This is a genomic window from Flagellimonas cixiensis, from assembly GCF_042134615.1.
Lineage (GTDB): Bacteria > Bacteroidota > Bacteroidia > Flavobacteriales > Flavobacteriaceae > Flagellimonas > Flagellimonas cixiensis.
The window spans coordinates 1,767,477-1,785,656 of record NZ_CP169639.1 but is presented as its reverse complement, the minus strand read 5'-3'; the positions used below and the strand labels follow the sequence as shown (position 1 = coordinate 1,785,656).

Below are 18,180 nucleotides of genomic sequence, written 5' to 3'. Positions count from 1 at the left end.
TTGTTGTGAAAACATGGATATGTGATGCAAAAAATACCGTTATAAACGCAAAAAGGGAGATTATGTTGGTCATAACCTCCCTTTTTAAATTTGATTTGGCTAAATATTATGCCTCGCAGCTAGCGCACTCTTTCTTTTGTTTGAATTTCTGGGCAGCGTTCATGCTGTGCTGATAGTACAACGATTTTAGACCTAATTTCCATGCGGTAACGTGGATTTTGTTGATGTCTTTTGTTGGCATATCAGGGTGTACAATAATATTCACCGATTGACCTTGGTCTATGTGGTTTTGTCTGTTGGCAGCTTGGTAAATAATATCCAGCTGATCTAGTTCAGAATAGGTTTTAAATACTGCTTTCTCCTCATCGGTCAAGAATTCCAAATGTTGAACGGAACCATCCATATCGCGAATGCTCTTCCAAACCTCTGGTGTGTTTTGTCCTTTTTCCTCCAACAAATCCGTTAAGAATGGGTTCTTGATGGTAGTTTTGATCTTGGCAATATCTTTCACGTAGCAGTTGGACCAGATAGGCTCAATTCCTTGGGATACCTGTCCTAAAATAAAGGCGGATGAAGTAGTTGGCGCAACCGCGTTCAAGGTGGCGTTTCTTCTTCCGTATCCTTTCAAAACAGCAGGCTCACCAAAACGCTCAGCCAATTGCTCAGATGCTTTGTACGAACGCTCTTTGATTTCCTTAAAAATCTCACTGTTCAAGTTGTAGGCCTCTTGGCTATCAAAAGACAATCTTTTAGATTGCAACAACGAGTGCCATCCCAATGCACCTAAACCCAGTGCGCGGTTATCTTTGGCAAAATTGTATGCTCTTTCCATAAACAAGAACGTTTGTCTATCGTCACGGTCCTCAGAATCCCTGTAGGCTTCCAATTTTTCAATGAATTCGGTGATTACTGCATCCAAGAAGTGAACCATGGTTTCCACTGCGTCGGTCTCTTTCCATTTGTCGTAATGCAATAGGTTGATACTTGAAAGCACGCAAACAAACGACCAGTTATCGTTACTTGGCAACATGATTTCGGTACACAAGTTACTTGCATGGATTCTGTGTCCTTTATCTTGGTACACATCTACAGCGCCGTTGTTGGCATTGTCGGAGAAGAACACATATGGATATCCCATTTCTCCCCTACGTTGCAATACTTTGGCCCAAACCGTTCTTTTATCCACATCACCCTCGATCATTTCCTGCATCCACTCATTGGTCACGGTAACCCCATGGGTCAATTGTTGGATTGGGTTTCCTTCTGTACCGATTTCCAAAAATTCCAAAATGTCTTTATGGTCAATAGGCAAGTATGGAGAAAAACGACCACGACGCACAGAACCCTGGCTTACGACATCGACCATGGATTCGAACAACTGCATAATATGCACAGCTCCCGAAGCTTGACCATTATTTTTTACCGGAGCACCACGATGTCTGATTTTTCCAAAGTATCCAGATGTACCCCCACCTAGTTTGGACATCATTCCCACCTCAGATTGGGTGTAAAGAATGTTTCCCATATCGTCATCGATGTGAGACCCAAAACAACTGATAGGAAGCCCTCTTCTTTTTCCAAAGTTGGACCACACCGGGGAGGCCAAAGAGAAAAAACCTTCGGACATATAATGGTAGAACTTATCTGCATAACCAGGAATCCCAAGGATATCCTCTGCTCTTTCGGCGATTTCCCGAATACGACCTTCTGGAGTTACCCCCTCGGTAAGGTAGCCGGATGCCAAGAATTTTCGACTGTATTCATTCAACCATTCAAAACCTGCGGATTCTTCCGTGGTTTTAAGCTTGGCCAAAGCGTCTTTTCTGGCATTTACTAATTCTTGGGTTTTGTTTTCTGGCTGTTGATCAGCAATCTGAGGGGCTTGTGTTCTCTTCTCCATAATTTAAAAAAGGTCGTCGCTGGTTATACTTTGTGTTCTTTTGCTATAGTTAATGGATCTTTTTACGAAAAAGTCTCCGTGTTTTGTTCCAATGATTTCATCGTCAAACCATTCAGTTTGCTCCAATAGTTTTTGATCTACATCGAATATTTTGTCGATACCGATGCTTTCCAATGAATTGTTGAATCGGTTTTTGATGAACTCGTTCACCAGATTCTTGGGCAAGAAGTCCAGTTCACCTTCCTCAAAAATCCAATCCACGATCAAGCTCTCAGCATCAAATGCCTTCACGCATAAATCCTGAATCATGGCCTTATATTGATCATCGAACCATTCTGGATGTTCTTTCTTTATAATGTTGATTACATCGATTCCGAAATCTCCATGAATCTGCTCTTCTTTGGATGTGGCTTCCACCACATTGGAAATTCCTTTCAGCACGTTCTTATGTTTGTTGAAAGCCATGATGATCAAGAACTGGCTGAACAGGGAAACGTGCTCTATAAACAGGGAGAACAGCAAAATGGACTCTGCGTACTCTTTATTGTTCTCGCTTTTTGCATTCTTAAGGGCGGCCTCCAAGTACTGCACCCTTTTCATGATCACTGGTTTTTTCTTCAAGTTTTCGAACTCTTGGTTCAAACCGAGAATTTCCAAAAGATGGGAATAGGCATCGTGATGACGCACTTCACTTTCCGCGAAAGTGGCCCCTACCGAACCGATTTCCGGCTTCGGCATTCGATGGTAGATATCTCCCCAGAATGTCTTCACGGCAACCTCAATTTGAGAGATGGCCAACATGGTGTTTTTTATCGCACTTCGCTCCACTTCGCTCAATCCCGATTTAAAATCTTGGATATCGCTGGTAAAGTTGAACTCGGTATGAATCCAATAGGAATGACGGATGGCCGGCACATATTCATACAATTGAGGATACTCATAAGGCTTTAGGTTGATACGCTTTTCGAAAATATCCGATTCACGCATCTGAGCCCTTTTGTTCCTGTAAATAATGTAAGCTTTGGCAGCATCGTGGAACTCACTATTCATTAATTCGTTCTCCACAACATCTTGCACCTCTTCTACGGTAGGCACATAATGTTCATCCTTGCTTTTTCGCTCCAACAAAGTCTTTTCAACGTTGTTGGCAATGGTCTGTGCATCATTAATCTGACCATGGTCCACAGCGGTCATGGCCTTTAAAATTGCATTCGTAATCTTGTGTAAGTCAAAAGTCTGTGTACTAAAATCCCTTTTAGTTATATGAGTAATGTGCATGAGGAAAATGGTTTGGAGTTGTACTAAATCGCTCGAATGTAAAATTCATATTTTCTTTACTTTGATTTTAGGTTTCGGTGATCAGGTTCTTAACACTTTTATCAACATTTATGTTGAGAACCATTCCAAATAGATCGTAACAAACGTAAAATAAGGGCTCTGAAAAGAAATGGAAACGCCCCTCTCCCAAGAACACTCCTTTCACAAATTTTTAACAAAAATTGTTCAAAAGTCAGTTGAGCCTAGTGAGGACAAAGCCTTACCGCTTATTAGCCTTACATTGTTAATTTTCGAGAAGGTCTGTTTCTTATAAAGAATTGTCGAATTTATCAACATCATACTCGTAAGACAACAACCGGAGAAACCGTTTAATTGAAGAATTTTCTTGATTGCTATGTAAACAAAAAAAGGACCGCATTGTTTACACGGCCCTATTCATCAAAATGATTCAACATTAAAAAGATATATTGTCTCTCTAGCTTTTATATTTTAATCTTAATTCCGCCATTTACCACAAAACCATCCACAGGGGCGTAAATATCCAAAAACTCGGGGTCGCTTAGGGTGCCCGAATAAATTTGATCAAATCGAGTCTGACGAGTGTCCAAGAAGTTTTCAAAATTCAGGAAAATCGAAAAATGTTCTCCAAATTTCTTTTCACTCATTAGGCCCATTATCCAATAGGACCGGCCTGTTTCACCATTGCTTAATTGTTGTGGACTGTAATAATACGCTTCCAGACCTACCCAGAATTTCTCCTCTTTTTCAAACATCAGCACATTGTTCAAACGATGCTCTGCTACCAAAGGAAAATCAGATATGGCTCCATTCTGATTTTGTTTCACATTGGCATGGGTATACCCGGTGAACAATTTAAAATCCCCATAGCTCACTTTTAGGTTCACCTCTGCCCCACGGGTGTCCACATAGCCTTTTGGTTGTTGAAAAGCGTAGGACCCATTATTGGTTGATTGCAATACCATAGGGTCATCTATTTTGGTGTAAAAAAACAATGTGTTCAGCGTCATCACAACACCAGAAAAGGGGGTCCATTTGTAATTGACATCAAAATTACCTCCAATGGACCTTTCCAAATCGGTTTGGTCTACATCAATGGGCAATACATTTCTGAATTGCAACCGTTCAGCATCTTCAATAAAAACCGTTGGTGTTTTATAGCCCATTCCTCCGCCCAACCTAAAGGTAAGGGCTGGGCTCGGCTCAAATAAAACGGAAAGTCTGGGTAGTGCCATTGCACCATAATCAGAATGATAATCTACCCTAAAACCTGTTTCCAACGTCAAAGTTTCATCAATGGGCCATACGTTTTGGGCGAAAAGTCCGAATATCTCGTAGGACTGGTCCAATGCCTCCGGTTCATCTTGCCGGGTATCATTAAAGAATTCTGTCCTAAGATTACCCCCAAACACCCATTCCATACCACTATCCGAATTTTTGGAATAGTTCATTTCGCTAAAAGATGAACGTTGATATCCCTTAAAAGTAAAATCAGGAATCGCGATGGTTCTATCGTAAAAGCTAAAACTGTTTTTGAACTCGATACGGCTTTGACCAGAAAATGCATGTTTTAATCCCAATTGGGTGGAAAATCTTTCGGTCTCGTTGGACTCAAAATAGGGATTGTCCACATTTTCTCCTTTTACATAATCCATATTGCCGCCAAAGCGATCTTCCCAAATGGCGTTTACACCCAACATCAATTCGGTATTCCCATCCAAATACCAAAACAACTTTGGGTTCACGGTAACTCTATCAAACTCTGGAATAGCCGTCAATCCAATATCTGCTGGGTCATAGGGCGTGCCTAAATTGTAGGAAGCAAACACGGTGGTACCGACTTTATCAAACTTTTGGGAATAAAACCCGCTCAAATCCAAACCAAGAGCTGAAGTGGCATTGGCCATAAAACTAATTTCGGGCTCATCTTCAGGGGTCTTGGAAATTAGGTTGACCAACCCGGCAATGGCACCACCACCGTACAATGTGGAGCTAGATCCCTTTATAACCTCAACTTGTTTAAGGTCCAAAGGAGCAATTTGCATTAAGCTTAGACCACTGGCAAATCCGGAGTATAAAGGAAACCCATCGCGAAGGAGTTGGGTATACTTTCCGTCCAGTCCTTGAATTCGAATACTTGAATTATAACTTGTTGCAGAGGTTTGTTGGGTTCTTATTCCGGTACTCTCATTTAAAAGCATACGGATATCGCCTGGTTTCATGTTCCCTTTTTCGGAAAGTTCCTCGCCTGCGATCACTTCCACTCTTGTTGGAATATCCTCGATGGTTCGGGTGCTCCTGGTGGACACCAATGTAACACCTTCCATTTCCTCAGCTTGAGGGACCATTTCAATTACCATCTTTTGGGATGGTTGGCCCAATGGAAATGTAAGTGTTTTTTTTATTGGCGCATATCCTACATAGCGCAACTGCAATGTGAAGGTGCCATTAGGGATATTTTCTATATGAATGTTTCCTTTTTCATCGGAAATTGCTCCTATTTCAAGGGATTCCAGAATGGCAGTGACACCAATCAACGGTTCATCGCCCTGAGAATCCTTAATGGTAACATCAAGTGTATTTTGTGCCAATGCTGATACCATCCCAAAAAGGGAAAGCAATACTAAAATTTTAAATTTCATGTTGATATATTGAAGTTATCATAAATTGGTAAAAACCAAGCGACCCAACATCAAATGTTAGGCTCTAAAAAAGAACTACACTTCAAATGGGCGCGGAGGCTTTAGATCACAGGAATAGACTTCACAGGTGAGCGATTCCACATAGGGCACTTCAAAAATTTCCAAATCCGTCTCTAAAAAATCAAATTCGATAAAGTTGTAGTTGATGGTAAATCCCAGACACCTGCCACAATTATAAAATGGAGAGCAAGGCGATTCATTATTGGAATGATCATCGTCATGGGATTCATGATTTTCCGTATGGTTCACGAAAGAGAATGCTTCACATGCACCCTCTTCCTCACAACATGGGAATGAAGAGAGCAGAACAATCAAGGTGGACAATATGATGGCCATGATTTTCATATCCCAAAAGTATGAAAAATCACATTCTAGTATGCTTGATTGTTTTTATTAGGGAAATCGGCTATTAAAATTTTCTATAAAAAATCAATTGTTGCTTTACTAACATGTAGATCATTTCTCCCTACGGATAAAGGAAGCAAAAATTCCAATAAATAATGACAGTGCTATAAATCCTAAGGACAGCCATTCTGGAACAGTATAATGATGTGCCAGTATCAATTTTACTCCCACAAAACTCAAAATGGCCACTAAACTGTATTTAAGGTAATGAAACCTATTGATCATATGGGCCAAGAAAAAATACATGGATCTCAGACCTAAAATCGCAAATATATTCGAAGTGAAAACCAAAAAAGGATCGGAAGTTATGGCTAAAATCGCAGGAACACTGTCCAAAGCAAATACAATATCTGAAAACTCAATAATCAACAATGCTATGAACAAGGGAGTTGCTGCGGTGATGTGCCGAACTTGTATAAAGAACTTTTGCCCTTGCATGTGCGAGGTAATGGGCATAACCTTCCTTAGATTCCGATAGACAAATGATTTTTTGGGATTGAAAGCCTTCTGTTTGGATACTAACATCCGAACGGCAGTAAAGATCAAAAAAGCACCGAAGAGGTACGTCATGAAACTAAACTTCTTGATCAGTACCACCCCAAAGAAAATCATCAGTGCCCTGAATACAATAGCTCCCAAAATTCCCCAAAAGAGTACACGGTGTTGGTATTTCTGTGGAATTTGGAACGACCCAAAGATCACTGCAATGATAAAGATGTTGTCTATACTTAAGGATAATTCTATCAAATACCCTGTTATATATTTCAAAGTGGCCTCCATGGGAGCAAGGGAATCAACATTTTCCACTCTTCCGCTTTCATACAACCAAAATATTACACCAGAGAACATAAAGGACATTGCCACCCAAACAAAAGTCCAAATAGATGCTTCCCGCACACTAATAACGTGCGCCTTTTTATTGAAAACACCAAGGTCCAGTGCCAAAAAAAAGCAAATTCCCAAAATAAAAAAGCCCCAGACCGCCATAGTTTTTTATTCCTTGAAATTAAATAAAGTAAGTGGAATTTACTTCCTTATAACTGAAACTTTCAAGCTATCCATTCAAAAACAAGGCCCTGATGAATTGTTATCATCAGGGCCTTTGTACCTTGGGTGGGAATCGAACCCACACGTCCGAAGACACTGGATTTTGAATCCAGCGCGTCTACCAATTCCGCCACCAAGGCATTTATGGTCATTTTTTCAAATGCGAGTGCAAAGCTAAACAATATTTTTTATTTCTCAACAAAAAATACTTCCATTTATACTTTAGCAACCCGAATTAATTTTTAAATTTGCACCTCTTTACAAAATAGCAGTTTAAAAAGCTAGTAAACAAGAGTTTGTAATGGCCTATCAAGTTCCCGAACCTAAAATTTTTGCCTGTACCCAAAGTACTGAACTGGGTGAGAAGATTGCCGCTTCGTATGGCGCGGAATTGGGTAAAATCCAATTTTCCAGATACAGCGACGGTGAATTTCAACCTTCGTTTGAGGAATCTATTCGTGGGGCACGAATTTTTATCATTGGATCTACCAATCCAAGCTCGGAAAACCTGATGGAAATGTTGTTGATGTTGGATGCCGCCAAAAGAGCTTCAGCTAGACACATTACTGCTGTTATGCCCTATTTCGGTTGGGCCAGACAAGATCGTAAAGACAAGCCCAGAGTTCCCATTGCGGCAAAATTGATTGCAAAAATGTTGGAAACTGCTGGTGCAACCAGGATTATAACCATGGACCTGCACGCAGACCAAATCCAAGGCTTTTTTGAAAAACCTGTGGATCATCTGTTTGCCTCCACCATGTTCCTACCTTATTTAAAAGGATTGAACTTGGATAATCTTTGTATTGCTTCTCCTGACATGGGAGGATCAAAAAGGGCTTATGCCTACTCCAAAGCTTTGGAGTGCGATGTGGTGATCTGTTACAAGCAAAGAGCCAAAGCCAATGTCATATCCCATATGGAATTGATTGGTGATGTTCAAGGAAAGAATGTGGTATTGGTGGATGATATGGTGGATACCGCAGGAACACTAACCAAAGCTGCCGACCTAATGATGGAACGCGGTGCTGAAAGTGTAAGGGCAGTGACTACACATGGATTGCTTTCGGGCAATGCGTATGAGCGTATAGAAAAATCGAAATTGACAGAATTGATCGTTACCGATTCCATTCCTGTTGATCATACACAACAAAAAATAAAGGTATTGTCTTGTGCCGACCTGTTTGCAGATGTAATGCACAGGGTTCATCACAACACCTCAATATCTTCCAAATTTCTAATGTAAATTAATTTAATATATAATAATGAAGTCAATTACAATCAAAGGATCCCAAAGAGAAAGCGTGGGCAAGGTTTCTACCAAAGCCTTACGTAATGCTGGAAAGGTCCCTTGCGTACTGTACGGAGGGGATAAACCAATGCACTTTTCAGCAGATGAACTATCATTCAAAGACTTAGTGTACACCCCTAACGCGTACACCGCAGTAATTGAACTGGAAAGCGGCGAAAAGTTTGACGCCGTACTACAAGACATCCAGTTTCACCCTGTAACTGATAAAATCCTTCACGTGGATTTCTATCAGTTGTTCGAGGACAAACCTATTACCATGAACATTCCTGTTCGTTTGGAAGGAAACTCTCCAGGGGTAAGAAACGGTGGTCGTTTGCTTTTCAGAAAACGCAAATTGGCTATCAAGGCTTTGCCAAACTTGCTTCCAGATTTCATTACCGTTGATATCTCCAAGCTAAGAATTGGTGGAACTATCGCTGTAGAAACCATCTTAAATGATGATTACACTATTCTTCACCCAGACAGTACCGCTATCGTACAGGTGAAAGCTTCTAGAACTTCTGTCGCAGATGACGAGGAAGATGAAGATGAAGAAGGAGCAGAAGGTGAAGCAGCCGAAGGAGGTACAGAAGCTTCTGAGGCAGCAGAATAGCCAAACGATTACGTTTAAAAGCATCCCTATTTTTGCCAAGGTGAAAATATGGGATGCTTTTGTATTTTAGACAAACTCAAATACGGAATGCTCCAGTTTTTTAAACACATTTTTGGCAAACCAAAACAACTTCTAGAAGAATCCGACCCCATGAAAAAATTTTTAATTGTTGGCCTTGGCAATATCGGTTCCGATTATGACGAAACACGTCACAACATCGGTTTTAAAGTATTGGATTTTTTGGCCGAACAAGAAGACTTTGTTTTTGAAAGCGCCAAATTGGGAGCAGTAGCCACTTTTCGGCACAAAGGAAAAGGCGTGGTGTGCCTAAAACCGTCCACCTACATGAATTTAAGTGGTAAAGCCGTAAAATATTGGATGGAAAAGGAAAATATTACGCTTGACAACGTGCTCATCATTACGGACGACATCAACCTTCCTTTTGGCACATTACGCGTTAAAACCAAAGGCAGTGATGGCGGACATAATGGACTAAAAGATATTCAAAACACGCTACAAACCTCGCAATACAACCGATTTAGGTTTGGCGTAGGCTCGGATTTTGGGAAAGGCAAACAGGTGGATTATGTTTTGGGGAAATGGGATGAGGAGGAACAAAAAAACATGCCAGAACGGTTAAAGAAATCTACCGATATCATCCGTTCATTCGTTTTTGCAGGTGTAAAAAACACCATGAACCAATTCAACGGCACGTAAATCAGAATACCTTAAAATCGAACACGCCCGAATCGGAGGTATTGCCCTCCAAATCGGTGGTCACCACTTTCCAATAATAGACTACACCTGAGGTAACACTTACAGACATTTCCATAGTTGAGGCATCTGTGGTGCCAAGCAAAGTTGTGGGCGGATTTGTTTCGGCAAAAAACACTTGAAACGAATCCATATCATTATCTACATCGGCTCCTGCCCATTCCAAAGTCACTTCATTGGCGATATCCTTGATTACGGTCTCTCCTGAATCGGGAGAAACCAGTTGCGCGGGGAATGGTGCATAGGTAGTTTCAGAACCTGCATTGTAAAACAACCATGTTTCACTAATCGCAGTTTCATCCGAATCGGAATTGGAAGATGTCACCGTCCAAGAAAAAGGCGCTCCCTTTGCTAAGGAAAGACTAGCGGAAGTTGATGAAGTTGTTACGTTTTGAGGTGCATTGGTTTCTAAATTCACTACACTCAACGAATACCGTTCTGCATGATTGGCTGCTCCCCACCGAAAGGTTACCTGACTCAAAGTTTCACTTAGATTGGTCCCTGTAGTACACTCTGAATTTTCCTCAGGAAAAATCAAATTTGTTGCCTCTGGAGCCGGCGGCGTATCATCTCCTCCACAAGAAATCAAGAAGGCCAATAGCAGTATGCCAACAATATTCTTCATCATTTCTTTATGAATTTAAATGTTTCCCTTACTCCTGCTTTATCAATTCGCATATAATAGATTCCTCTGGATAATCCCGACAAGTCCAATTGGAGATCATTTCCATTGACCGTTCTGTTTTCTATTTTGACCAATCTGCCATTAGCTGTAAAAATCTCGAGGCCCACTTGTCCTTCAAATCCGCCCAAATAAACCTCTGTGTTTGAATAAACCGGGTTGGGACTCAAAATAGGTCTGGAGGAATAAAACAATGTTTTTTCAACCACACCTTGACATGGTATATTGGAATATACCCGTAAGGTGTTCACCCCCTCTTTTAACGGAAGAGACAATGCAGTGCCCGTTGTCTGAGTTACCACACCATTTAACTCCACGTTGTAAAGCGAAGCACCACTCATTTCCAAATTGACAAAACTGGAATCCAATAAAGCAGCTACCTCTAAAACATCGGGTTGGGTTATTATCGCGGTAAAACAAATTTCTTCATACGTTATAGCACCATTGGTGCCCGTAATACAAACCGAATATTCTCCTGCATTTAAACTTCCAATAACCAACGAATCGGTGAAAACAACCGCAGTTGAGGCATTCCCATTCAAAATGGCCGTATATGTTATTGAGGTATCGAAAGGCGTAATGGTGATTGAGCCGTTATCGCTTGTTCTACAGGTTTCACTTTCAATTTCCAGTTCAAAATTATCTGCAGCAAAACGATAAATGGCACAACCGTTTGTATCTACTTCAACTCCTTTTGGAGTTCCCAAACACAGGTCGTCTCCATCATCAAAAACACCATCTCCATCTTCATCGGGCCTATAGTTGCCTTCCACACAAATTTCCAATGAAAAACCAATTAACGCACCTCCATCACTGGCCGCAGTATCCTCAATTTGCAAAATCCATTCCCCTAAAATAGACTCTCCCTTTAAGGATGCCAATGAACCAAGGGGGCTAACGATTCCAGATATGGCAGGATTATCGGAACACGTCAATGGGTCTCCTTCATCATCAAATACCGCATTGATGTTGTTCAAACTTCCGCAGGTATTCGAAACTAGGGTGACCTCTGTGCCTTGAGGAGAAATTAAGGTAATGATTAAATCTTCGAGATAAGTATGGTCCAATTCCAAACTCACGTTGACGTCTGAAATTGGCAAATCTTCCAAAAACACCACAGAGGTTGATACCGTTGGGGTTCCCGCTGAAGAAATGGTAAGTGGCAAATCTCCAGGCTCCATGCTTTTACAATCTACCTGAGACGTTGTAAAACTATAGGGTGCACTAAAGGTGCCTGTTCCACATCCATTGTTTGGTCTTACCCTCCAATAGTATTCAATTTGGGCATCCAAGTCGGTAATTTTATAAGTGGTAAAGGGAATACTAGCCGACTCCAATATATTGGTAAAACCTAAATCGGTGGCAATTTCCACATCATAACCAGTGTACAATGGATTTGCCTCCCAAGTTAAATCAGCATCCAACGAAACCCCACTTTCTGTATTGGCGGGTGATAGCAAAACCACATCGGAAAAAGTCCCATCTTGTACCGTAAGCGTCAAATCAACGCTCTTAGTCACCGTCGCAGAAGTTGCTGTAATGGTAATATCGTACACCCCAGGGGCAACCCCATTGGTATTGGATAAGGTAAGATTAACCGAAGTATCGTCCGAAGAGGCATTTGTTGGAGAAAAAATCGCAGTGATTCCAGCAGGCACTTTGGCAGAAAAAGTTGCATTTTCGTTAAATCCCGCATAGGTTTCATACACAAACGGAATCACTAAATCATCAGGCTGGCAAACTTCATAGGTAAGCGCATCAAAACTTAGAACTACTTCCGATTCTTCAATAGTGAAATTAGCACTGTTCACTGCGAAGAAGATATTTTCGCTTGCTTTTACCATTACACGACCGTTCATCGTAGCATTACCAGGCAACAGGATTTCTTCCGATCCATCATTGGGTGTGTTTTCCAGCAGGGTAATGGGAAAACTCAAACCTCCATCCAACGAGAGAAATATATCAACAGTTTCTGCATGGATTGGCGCTAAATTAGTATTGGCCACATCCCAAGTAATTTCTTGTACAGTTCCTCCTTGGTAAACTTCTATCGCGTTTTGTGAAGTTACCGTAAATGGTCCTGCGGCTTTGATTACATTCACGCCCAACACATCAGAAATCACTTGTCCTCCCCCAACAGCATTATCCCGAACCGTAAAGGCAAAATTAAGGTTCCGTTCTACTTCCGAAACGGTCTCCCAGGCATCACCAATCGCAGGTTCTGTCTGGGTAAGGTTTCCGTTTGACACTTCCGACAATTTTGGAAAATATCGAACAGGGTCGGTAGTTGGTGGCAAAGACCTAAAATTAGCACCGCTGGGGTTGGTTGGTCCAAAAGTGGTGTTGGTCACCAAACCATCATCGATTTGTTCCCAAGTATAGGTGAGCACATCATCTATATCTGTGTCGGTTGCCATGCCCTCCAAAACAAAAGCTGTTCCCTTTGGAATGATAAAATCATCGACGGGGGTCAGAACCGGTGGAGAATTGGTTAAAGCTGTTGTTTCTGCACAGGAAGTGGTAGCCAAATATTCCGAAATCTGTAAAATGCTATAATAATGGAAATAATCATCCCCACTACCGGCGATATTGTTTGCCCCAACAATTCCTGCGTACCCCATAATGGTGCTTCCACTAGCGGGTTCTGCTTGCACACCTGTTCCTTCAGACTCAAAGGACCACGTATGATTGGCCCCAAATTGATGCCCTAACTCGTGAGCCACATAATCCAAATCGAACACATCTCCTTGCGGATTAAAGGCTGCGGAAAACCCGCTTCCTTTACTATTATCAACACAAACAGCCGCTATAAAACCTGCATTTCCGTTGTCCTCGCCTTCCGCCACTTTGTGAAAAAGATGGCCCACATCATAATTTGCCTCCCCAATAATAGAAGTGATTGAGGACTGCACCTGTGCGTTTAAACTATCATCATAAGGATCAGTATCGGGATTGGTAAAAATAATGAGGTCGTTATTGGCTATAAGTTCCAAAGTAACCCCCAAATCGGTTTCAAAAACCTCATTCACTCGGGTTAAAGTGGCATTGATTCCTGCCAAAGCATCTTCAACAGTTCCACCTAGTTCTTGTGTGTATTCTCCCGTAGCCGAAATGGCAATTCTATATTTTCTCAAAAGCTGGTCATCCACCAAAGGAGTAATCGTTTTGCCAGTAGTACCAGATGATTTATTTAAAGTTCCGTATAAATCCTTGCTCGTTTCACAGATAAAATTGATATCCGAAGTAAGTCCTGCATTATTTTCATATACCACATAAACATTATCCTTGTTGGAAACAGGCTCCATGAAGACTTGTTTCTGACTTTTTAAATCGACAACCATACTTTGCAAACCCTTGTGCGAGCTGCTCAATTTTACACGGAATTGACCGTTGGCACTCGTACCCGTGTAGGACTTGATATTGGGATATTTCTTTGCCAAATCAGGATGAAGCACAGAAGTTTCCACAAGTTGAAAAGGCACAATCTCGCCATTGGTGTCCGGAAGATAAATGGTCTTGGAGGTACTTTTACTAAAAGTGGAAGTTGCCAAATGGGATTTGAAATTGTTTTTGTCGAGTTCAAGCAGCTTTTTTGCCCCTTCCATATCACTTAAAGAAGCACTTTTTAACCCCGATTCTTTAGGTATGGATTTCCAATAAGCCTGCTGACCGTATATACAAAAGCTAGTAAAAAATATTGCTATTGATAAAACAAGATGTAATTTAGCTTTCATACAAAGTTGAGGCATAGTACAATTTCAAATGTAAGCCTTTTTTATTTTTTGATTCTTTGGAAACAATCCAGAACATTTCTAAATATAAAGATTTTAATCACCACACGGTCATCACCATAGGCACTTTTGATGGAGTACATTTGGGTCACCGTAAAATACTGGAACGTCTCATAAATAGTGCCAAAAAAAGTGGACTCAAATCTACGGTGCTTACGTTCTTTCCTCATCCGCGCATGGTGCTCCAAAAAGATGTGGACATTAAATTACTGAACACAATTGAAGAGAAAAAGCAAATTTTGGAAACCCTGGGGCTGGATTATTTGATCATCCATCCTTTTACCAAAGATTTTTCGAGGCTTTCGGCAACCGATTTTGTTCGGGATTTACTGGTGAATGGACTTAAGGCCAAAAAAATCATAATTGGGTACGACCACCATTTTGGGAGAAATAGAAATGCAAATATTCAAGATTTAATTGCCTTTGGAAATGCCCTCGATTTTGAAGTCGAAGAAATCCCCGCGCAAGAAATAGATGATGTATCTGTTAGCTCAACCAAAATTAGGAATGCTCTTTTAGAAGGCGATGTTGATACTGCAAACAACTATTTAAGTTATGCCTACTCCTTATCCGGAACCATCAAAAAAGGGAAAGGATTGGGCAAGGAATTTGGTTTTCCTACGGCCAACCTGCATGTTCAGGAATCATATAAATTGATTCCAAAAACAGGAGCCTATGTGGTGCAAAGTACCCTTGACGGCCAGAAATATTTTGGGATGATGAACATTGGCTACAACCCCACCGTTGATGGAACCGAAAAAAGTATAGAAGTCAATTTTTTTGATTTTGAAGGCGACCTTTACGACAAAAAACTACAAGTCGAAATCCTGCACCGGATTCGCGATGAGCACAAATTCAATTCCATCGAAGAATTGAAAGAACAATTGAAAAAAGACAAAGCCTTTTCGTTGGAGCTAATTTCCAAATAAATGTTCTACCAGTTTCTTTTTAAGAAAATTGACAACGCCCAATTGGTAGTGTTTCGAGTTTTCTATGGATTGTTGGTCAGTGCGGAGTGCTATGGTGCGATTGCTACAGGATGGGTCCGGCGTACTTTGATAGAGCCCCAATTTACCTTTTCATTTATTGGTTTTGAATGGTTACAACCCCTACCTGGTTCAGGAATGTATATCTACTTTGCATTGATGGGCACTTTGGGGCTCATGATTGCCTTTGGATTTAAATATCGCTTCAGCGCAATGGCATTTGCGCTCTTATGGACAGGGGTGTATTTGATGCAAAAAACATCGTACAACAACCACTATTATTTATTGATGTTGTTGGCCTACATCATGGCATTTTTGCCCGCCCACAAAGATGCTTCTTTGGATACTAAGTTGAATCCAAAAATTAGGTCTCAAAATATGTTCAATTGGATACGCTGGACCATTATTTTGCAATTGTTCATCGTATACACGTACGCCTCGATTGCAAAACTGTATGCCGATTGGTTGGATTTCAGCATTATTGAAATTTTGATGCAATCCAAAAAAGACTATTGGCTCATCGGAGATTTTTTACAATTAAAATGGGTCCATAAAGTCGTGGCATTCTTCGGAATTTTCTTCGACCTACTGATTGTGCCGGCACTTTTATGGAAACCCTCCAGAAAAGTGGCTTTTGTTCTTGCCATATTTTTCCATTTGTTCAATAGTATGGTCTTCCAAATTGGAATATTCCCGTATTTGTCATTGGCCTTCACTGTGTTCTTTTTTGAACCACAGACCATTCGGAACCTATTTCTAAAATCAAAAAATATTCAAATAGAATCAGCTTTTGAACCACCAAAAACAAAAGGCTTGATTTTGTCCGTTATGGGTATTTATTTTATGGTTCAACTGGTGCTGCCCATCCGACATCATTTTTTTCAAGATGATGTGTTATGGACCGAAGAGGGACATCGACTCAGCTGGCGAATGATGCTGCGAACACGTACCGGCAGTATTCAGTATCACGCCGTCAACACCTCAAACGGAGATACCACTCGAATAGATTTGGACGACTTTCTTACCCCAAAACAAAAAAGTAGGGTATCCTGTTATCCCGATTTTGCTTGGCAATTTGCCCAACACCTTAAAAAAGAATACGCTGCAAATGGTGAAGAAATTCAAGTTTTTGTAAAAAATAAGGTGAAAGTCAATAATGGAATTTATGCTGAATTCATAGATCCCGAAACCGACTTGGCCAGCGTTCCATGGAAACATTTTGCCCATAACGATTGGATTCTGCCCTCCCCGACCGAATAATTGTTGGGCACTTCTTAAGATTCAATTAAATTTGCGGCTCAAAACAGGGCCATGCTTCAATTACATACCATTCGAGAAAATAAGGAAAGTATTATCACCGCTTTAAAAAAGCGTAACATCGATGCCGAACCGATGCTATCCACAGTTTTGGAACTGGACGAAAAAAGACGTTCCATCCAAACCGAATTGGATAGTACTTTGGCAGAATCGAACAAACTTTCCAAAGAAATTGGTATGCTTTTCAAATCTGGAAAAGCACAAGAAGCCAACGAGTTGAAAGAAAGGACTGCTGGATTAAAAGAGACTTCCAAACAATTGGGAGATGATTTAAACGAAGTGGCTTCAGCTTTACAGGATGCCCTGTACCTTATCCCGAACATTCCCCATGATTCCGTTCCAGCAGGGAATACCGATGAGGACAACGAAGAAATTTACAAAGAAGGTGAAGTCCCTGCCCTTTTTGACGGTGCATTGCCGCACTGGGAATTGGCCAAAAAATACGACATCATTGATTTTGAGCTGGGCGTAAAAATCACCGGTGCAGGATTTCCGGTGTACAAAGGCAAAGGAGCACGTTTGCAACGCGCCTTGATTTCTTATTTCTTGGATAAAAACACCGAAGCTGGATATACCGAAATGCAAGTGCCTCACATGGTAAACGAAGCATCAGGGTATGGCACAGGGCAATTGCCCGACAAAGAAGGGCAAATGTACCACGTGCAAGCCGATGATCTTTATCTAATTCCAACTGCGGAAGTTCCTGTGACCAATTTGCACCGAGGCGATATTTTGGCCGAAAGTGATTTCCCCATAAAATACACGGGCTACACCCCTTGTTTTAGAAGGGAAGCAGGTAGCTACGGCGCCCATGTTCGTGGTCTCAACCGTTTGCATCAATTTGATAAAGTAGAGGTTGTACGTGTTGAACACCCTAACAATTCTTATCAAGCTTTGGATGAAATGGTGGAGCATGTAAAAAATATCCTTCGTGAATTGAAATTGCCCTATCGCATACTACGCCTTTGTGGAGGGGATTTAGGATTCACCTCTGCCCTTACTTACGATTTTGAAGTGTTCTCCACTGCCCAGGACCGTTGGTTGGAAATCAGTTCCGTTTCCAACTTTGAAACCTTTCAGGCCAATCGCCTAAAATTGCGTTACAAAGATGAAAATGGAAAAACCCAATTGGCCCACACCTTGAACGGAAGTTCATTGGCATTACCTAGGGTATTGGCTGGTATTTTGGAGAATTACCAGACCGAGAACGGCATTAAAATTCCAGAAGTATTGGTTCCTTACTGCGGTTTCGACACCATCAGCTAGGTTTTTCATGGTTTAATTTGGATTCACTTAACAGAATCCCAAGCTTTTCTACGTTATATTTGAAATAAACCTCAATGGATTTTAAATCCATGAGCATTACCTTTTACGGGCTT

Annotated in this window: 13 protein-coding genes and 1 tRNA gene; 6 read left to right on the top strand and 8 right to left on the bottom strand. The window is 41.1% G+C overall.

Annotated elements, in window-relative coordinates:
* Positions 1–106 precede the first annotated feature (106 nt).
* From ABT310_RS07955 to ABT310_RS07930, 6 genes are all read right to left on the bottom strand, one after another.
* Entirely contained in the window at positions 107–1,900 is a 1,794-nt protein-coding gene (locus tag ABT310_RS07955; protein WP_375323372.1) for a ribonucleoside-diphosphate reductase subunit alpha, read from the bottom strand.
* Positions 1,901–1,903: 3 nt separating this feature from the next.
* Complete coding sequence (locus ABT310_RS07950; protein ID WP_375323371.1) at positions 1,904–3,178, bottom strand: ribonucleotide-diphosphate reductase subunit beta; 1,275 nt, start codon at positions 3,176–3,178, stop codon at positions 1,904–1,906.
* Between the two features lie 482 nt (positions 3,179–3,660).
* Positions 3,661–5,838 carry a TonB-dependent receptor domain-containing protein gene (locus ABT310_RS07945; protein ID WP_375323370.1) on the bottom strand — a complete coding sequence of 726 codons (2,178 nt, stop codon included), beginning with the start codon at positions 5,836–5,838 and terminating at the stop codon, positions 3,661–3,663.
* A gap of 75 nt (positions 5,839–5,913) precedes the next feature.
* Positions 5,914–6,234 carry a DUF6660 family protein gene (locus tag ABT310_RS07940; RefSeq protein ID WP_375323369.1) on the bottom strand — a complete coding sequence of 107 codons (321 nt, stop codon included), beginning with the start codon at positions 6,232–6,234 and terminating at the stop codon, positions 5,914–5,916.
* Between the two features lie 120 nt (positions 6,235–6,354).
* Entirely contained in the window at positions 6,355–7,290 is a 936-nt protein-coding gene (locus ABT310_RS07935) for a TerC family protein (protein ID WP_375323368.1), read from the bottom strand.
* A 118-nt stretch (positions 7,291–7,408) separates the two neighbouring features.
* Positions 7,409–7,490: transfer RNA gene (locus ABT310_RS07930), tRNA-Leu, on the bottom strand.
* 161 nt (positions 7,491–7,651) lie between these two features.
* On the opposite strand from ABT310_RS07930, the gene ABT310_RS07925 reads away from it, so the two are divergent.
* The 3 genes from ABT310_RS07925 to pth all read left to right on the top strand — a co-directional run bounded on the left by ABT310_RS07925 (position 7,652) and on the right by pth (position 9,968).
* Complete coding sequence (locus ABT310_RS07925; protein ID WP_375323367.1) at positions 7,652–8,593, top strand: ribose-phosphate pyrophosphokinase; 942 nt, start codon at positions 7,652–7,654, stop codon at positions 8,591–8,593.
* A 19-nt stretch (positions 8,594–8,612) separates the two neighbouring features.
* On the top strand, positions 8,613–9,251 hold the full coding sequence (locus tag ABT310_RS07920) for a 50S ribosomal protein L25/general stress protein Ctc (protein WP_375323366.1): 639 nt from the start codon (positions 8,613–8,615) through the stop codon (positions 9,249–9,251).
* 87 nt (positions 9,252–9,338) lie between these two features.
* Positions 9,339–9,968: an aminoacyl-tRNA hydrolase gene (gene pth, locus ABT310_RS07915; protein WP_375323365.1), complete on the top strand. Its 630-nt coding sequence runs from the start codon at positions 9,339–9,341 to the stop codon at positions 9,966–9,968.
* Between the two features lies 1 nt (position 9,969).
* Here the strand turns inward: pth and ABT310_RS07910 are convergent, their stop codons facing one another.
* Positions 9,970–10,653, bottom strand: a complete 684-nt coding sequence (locus ABT310_RS07910) for a hypothetical protein (RefSeq protein WP_375323364.1) — start codon at positions 10,651–10,653, stop codon at positions 9,970–9,972.
* Positions 10,650–14,312, bottom strand: coding sequence for a reprolysin-like metallopeptidase (locus tag ABT310_RS07905; RefSeq protein ID WP_375323363.1), 3,663 nt, complete (start codon positions 14,310–14,312; stop codon positions 10,650–10,652). Before ABT310_RS07905 ends, ABT310_RS07910 begins: the two co-directional genes overlap by 4 nt.
* 185 nt (positions 14,313–14,497) lie before the next feature.
* On the opposite strand from ABT310_RS07905, the gene ABT310_RS07900 reads away from it, so the two are divergent.
* Genes ABT310_RS07900 through serS form a run of 3 tightly spaced genes read left to right on the top strand, consistent with a single transcriptional unit; the run spans position 14,498 to position 18,067 of the window.
* Positions 14,498–15,427, top strand: a complete 930-nt coding sequence (locus tag ABT310_RS07900; RefSeq protein WP_375323362.1) for a bifunctional riboflavin kinase/FAD synthetase — start codon at positions 14,498–14,500, stop codon at positions 15,425–15,427.
* Positions 15,428–16,744 (top strand): HTTM domain-containing protein, encoded by a 1,317-nt coding sequence (locus tag ABT310_RS07895; protein ID WP_375323361.1) that lies wholly within the window; start codon positions 15,428–15,430, stop codon positions 16,742–16,744.
* 51 nt (positions 16,745–16,795) lie between these two features.
* Positions 16,796–18,067 (top strand): serine--tRNA ligase, encoded by a 1,272-nt coding sequence (gene serS, locus ABT310_RS07890; RefSeq protein ID WP_375323360.1) that lies wholly within the window; start codon positions 16,796–16,798, stop codon positions 18,065–18,067.
* Positions 18,068–18,180: the final 113 nt, after the last annotated feature.

Coding starts and splice junctions, on each gene's coding strand:
- ABT310_RS07955 (WP_375323372.1), bottom strand. CDS start 1,900: ATGGAGAAGAGAACACAAGCCCCTCAGATTGCTGATCAACAGCCAGAA.
- ABT310_RS07950 (WP_375323371.1), bottom strand. CDS start 3,178: ATGCACATTACTCATATAACTAAAAGGGATTTTAGTACACAGACTTTT.
- ABT310_RS07945 (WP_375323370.1), bottom strand. CDS start 5,838: ATGAAATTTAAAATTTTAGTATTGCTTTCCCTTTTTGGGATGGTATCA.
- ABT310_RS07940 (WP_375323369.1), bottom strand. CDS start 6,234: ATGGCCATCATATTGTCCACCTTGATTGTTCTGCTCTCTTCATTCCCA.
- ABT310_RS07935 (WP_375323368.1), bottom strand. CDS start 7,290: ATGGCGGTCTGGGGCTTTTTTATTTTGGGAATTTGCTTTTTTTTGGCA.
- ABT310_RS07925 (WP_375323367.1), top strand. CDS start 7,652: ATGGCCTATCAAGTTCCCGAACCTAAAATTTTTGCCTGTACCCAAAGT.
- ABT310_RS07920 (WP_375323366.1), top strand. CDS start 8,613: ATGAAGTCAATTACAATCAAAGGATCCCAAAGAGAAAGCGTGGGCAAG.
- pth (WP_375323365.1), top strand. CDS start 9,339: ATGCTCCAGTTTTTTAAACACATTTTTGGCAAACCAAAACAACTTCTA.
- ABT310_RS07910 (WP_375323364.1), bottom strand. CDS start 10,653: ATGATGAAGAATATTGTTGGCATACTGCTATTGGCCTTCTTGATTTCT.
- ABT310_RS07905 (WP_375323363.1), bottom strand. CDS start 14,312: ATGGAAGGGGCAAAAAAGCTGCTTGAACTCGACAAAAACAATTTCAAA.
- ABT310_RS07895 (WP_375323361.1), top strand. CDS start 15,428: ATGTTCTACCAGTTTCTTTTTAAGAAAATTGACAACGCCCAATTGGTA.
- serS (WP_375323360.1), top strand. CDS start 16,796: ATGCTTCAATTACATACCATTCGAGAAAATAAGGAAAGTATTATCACC.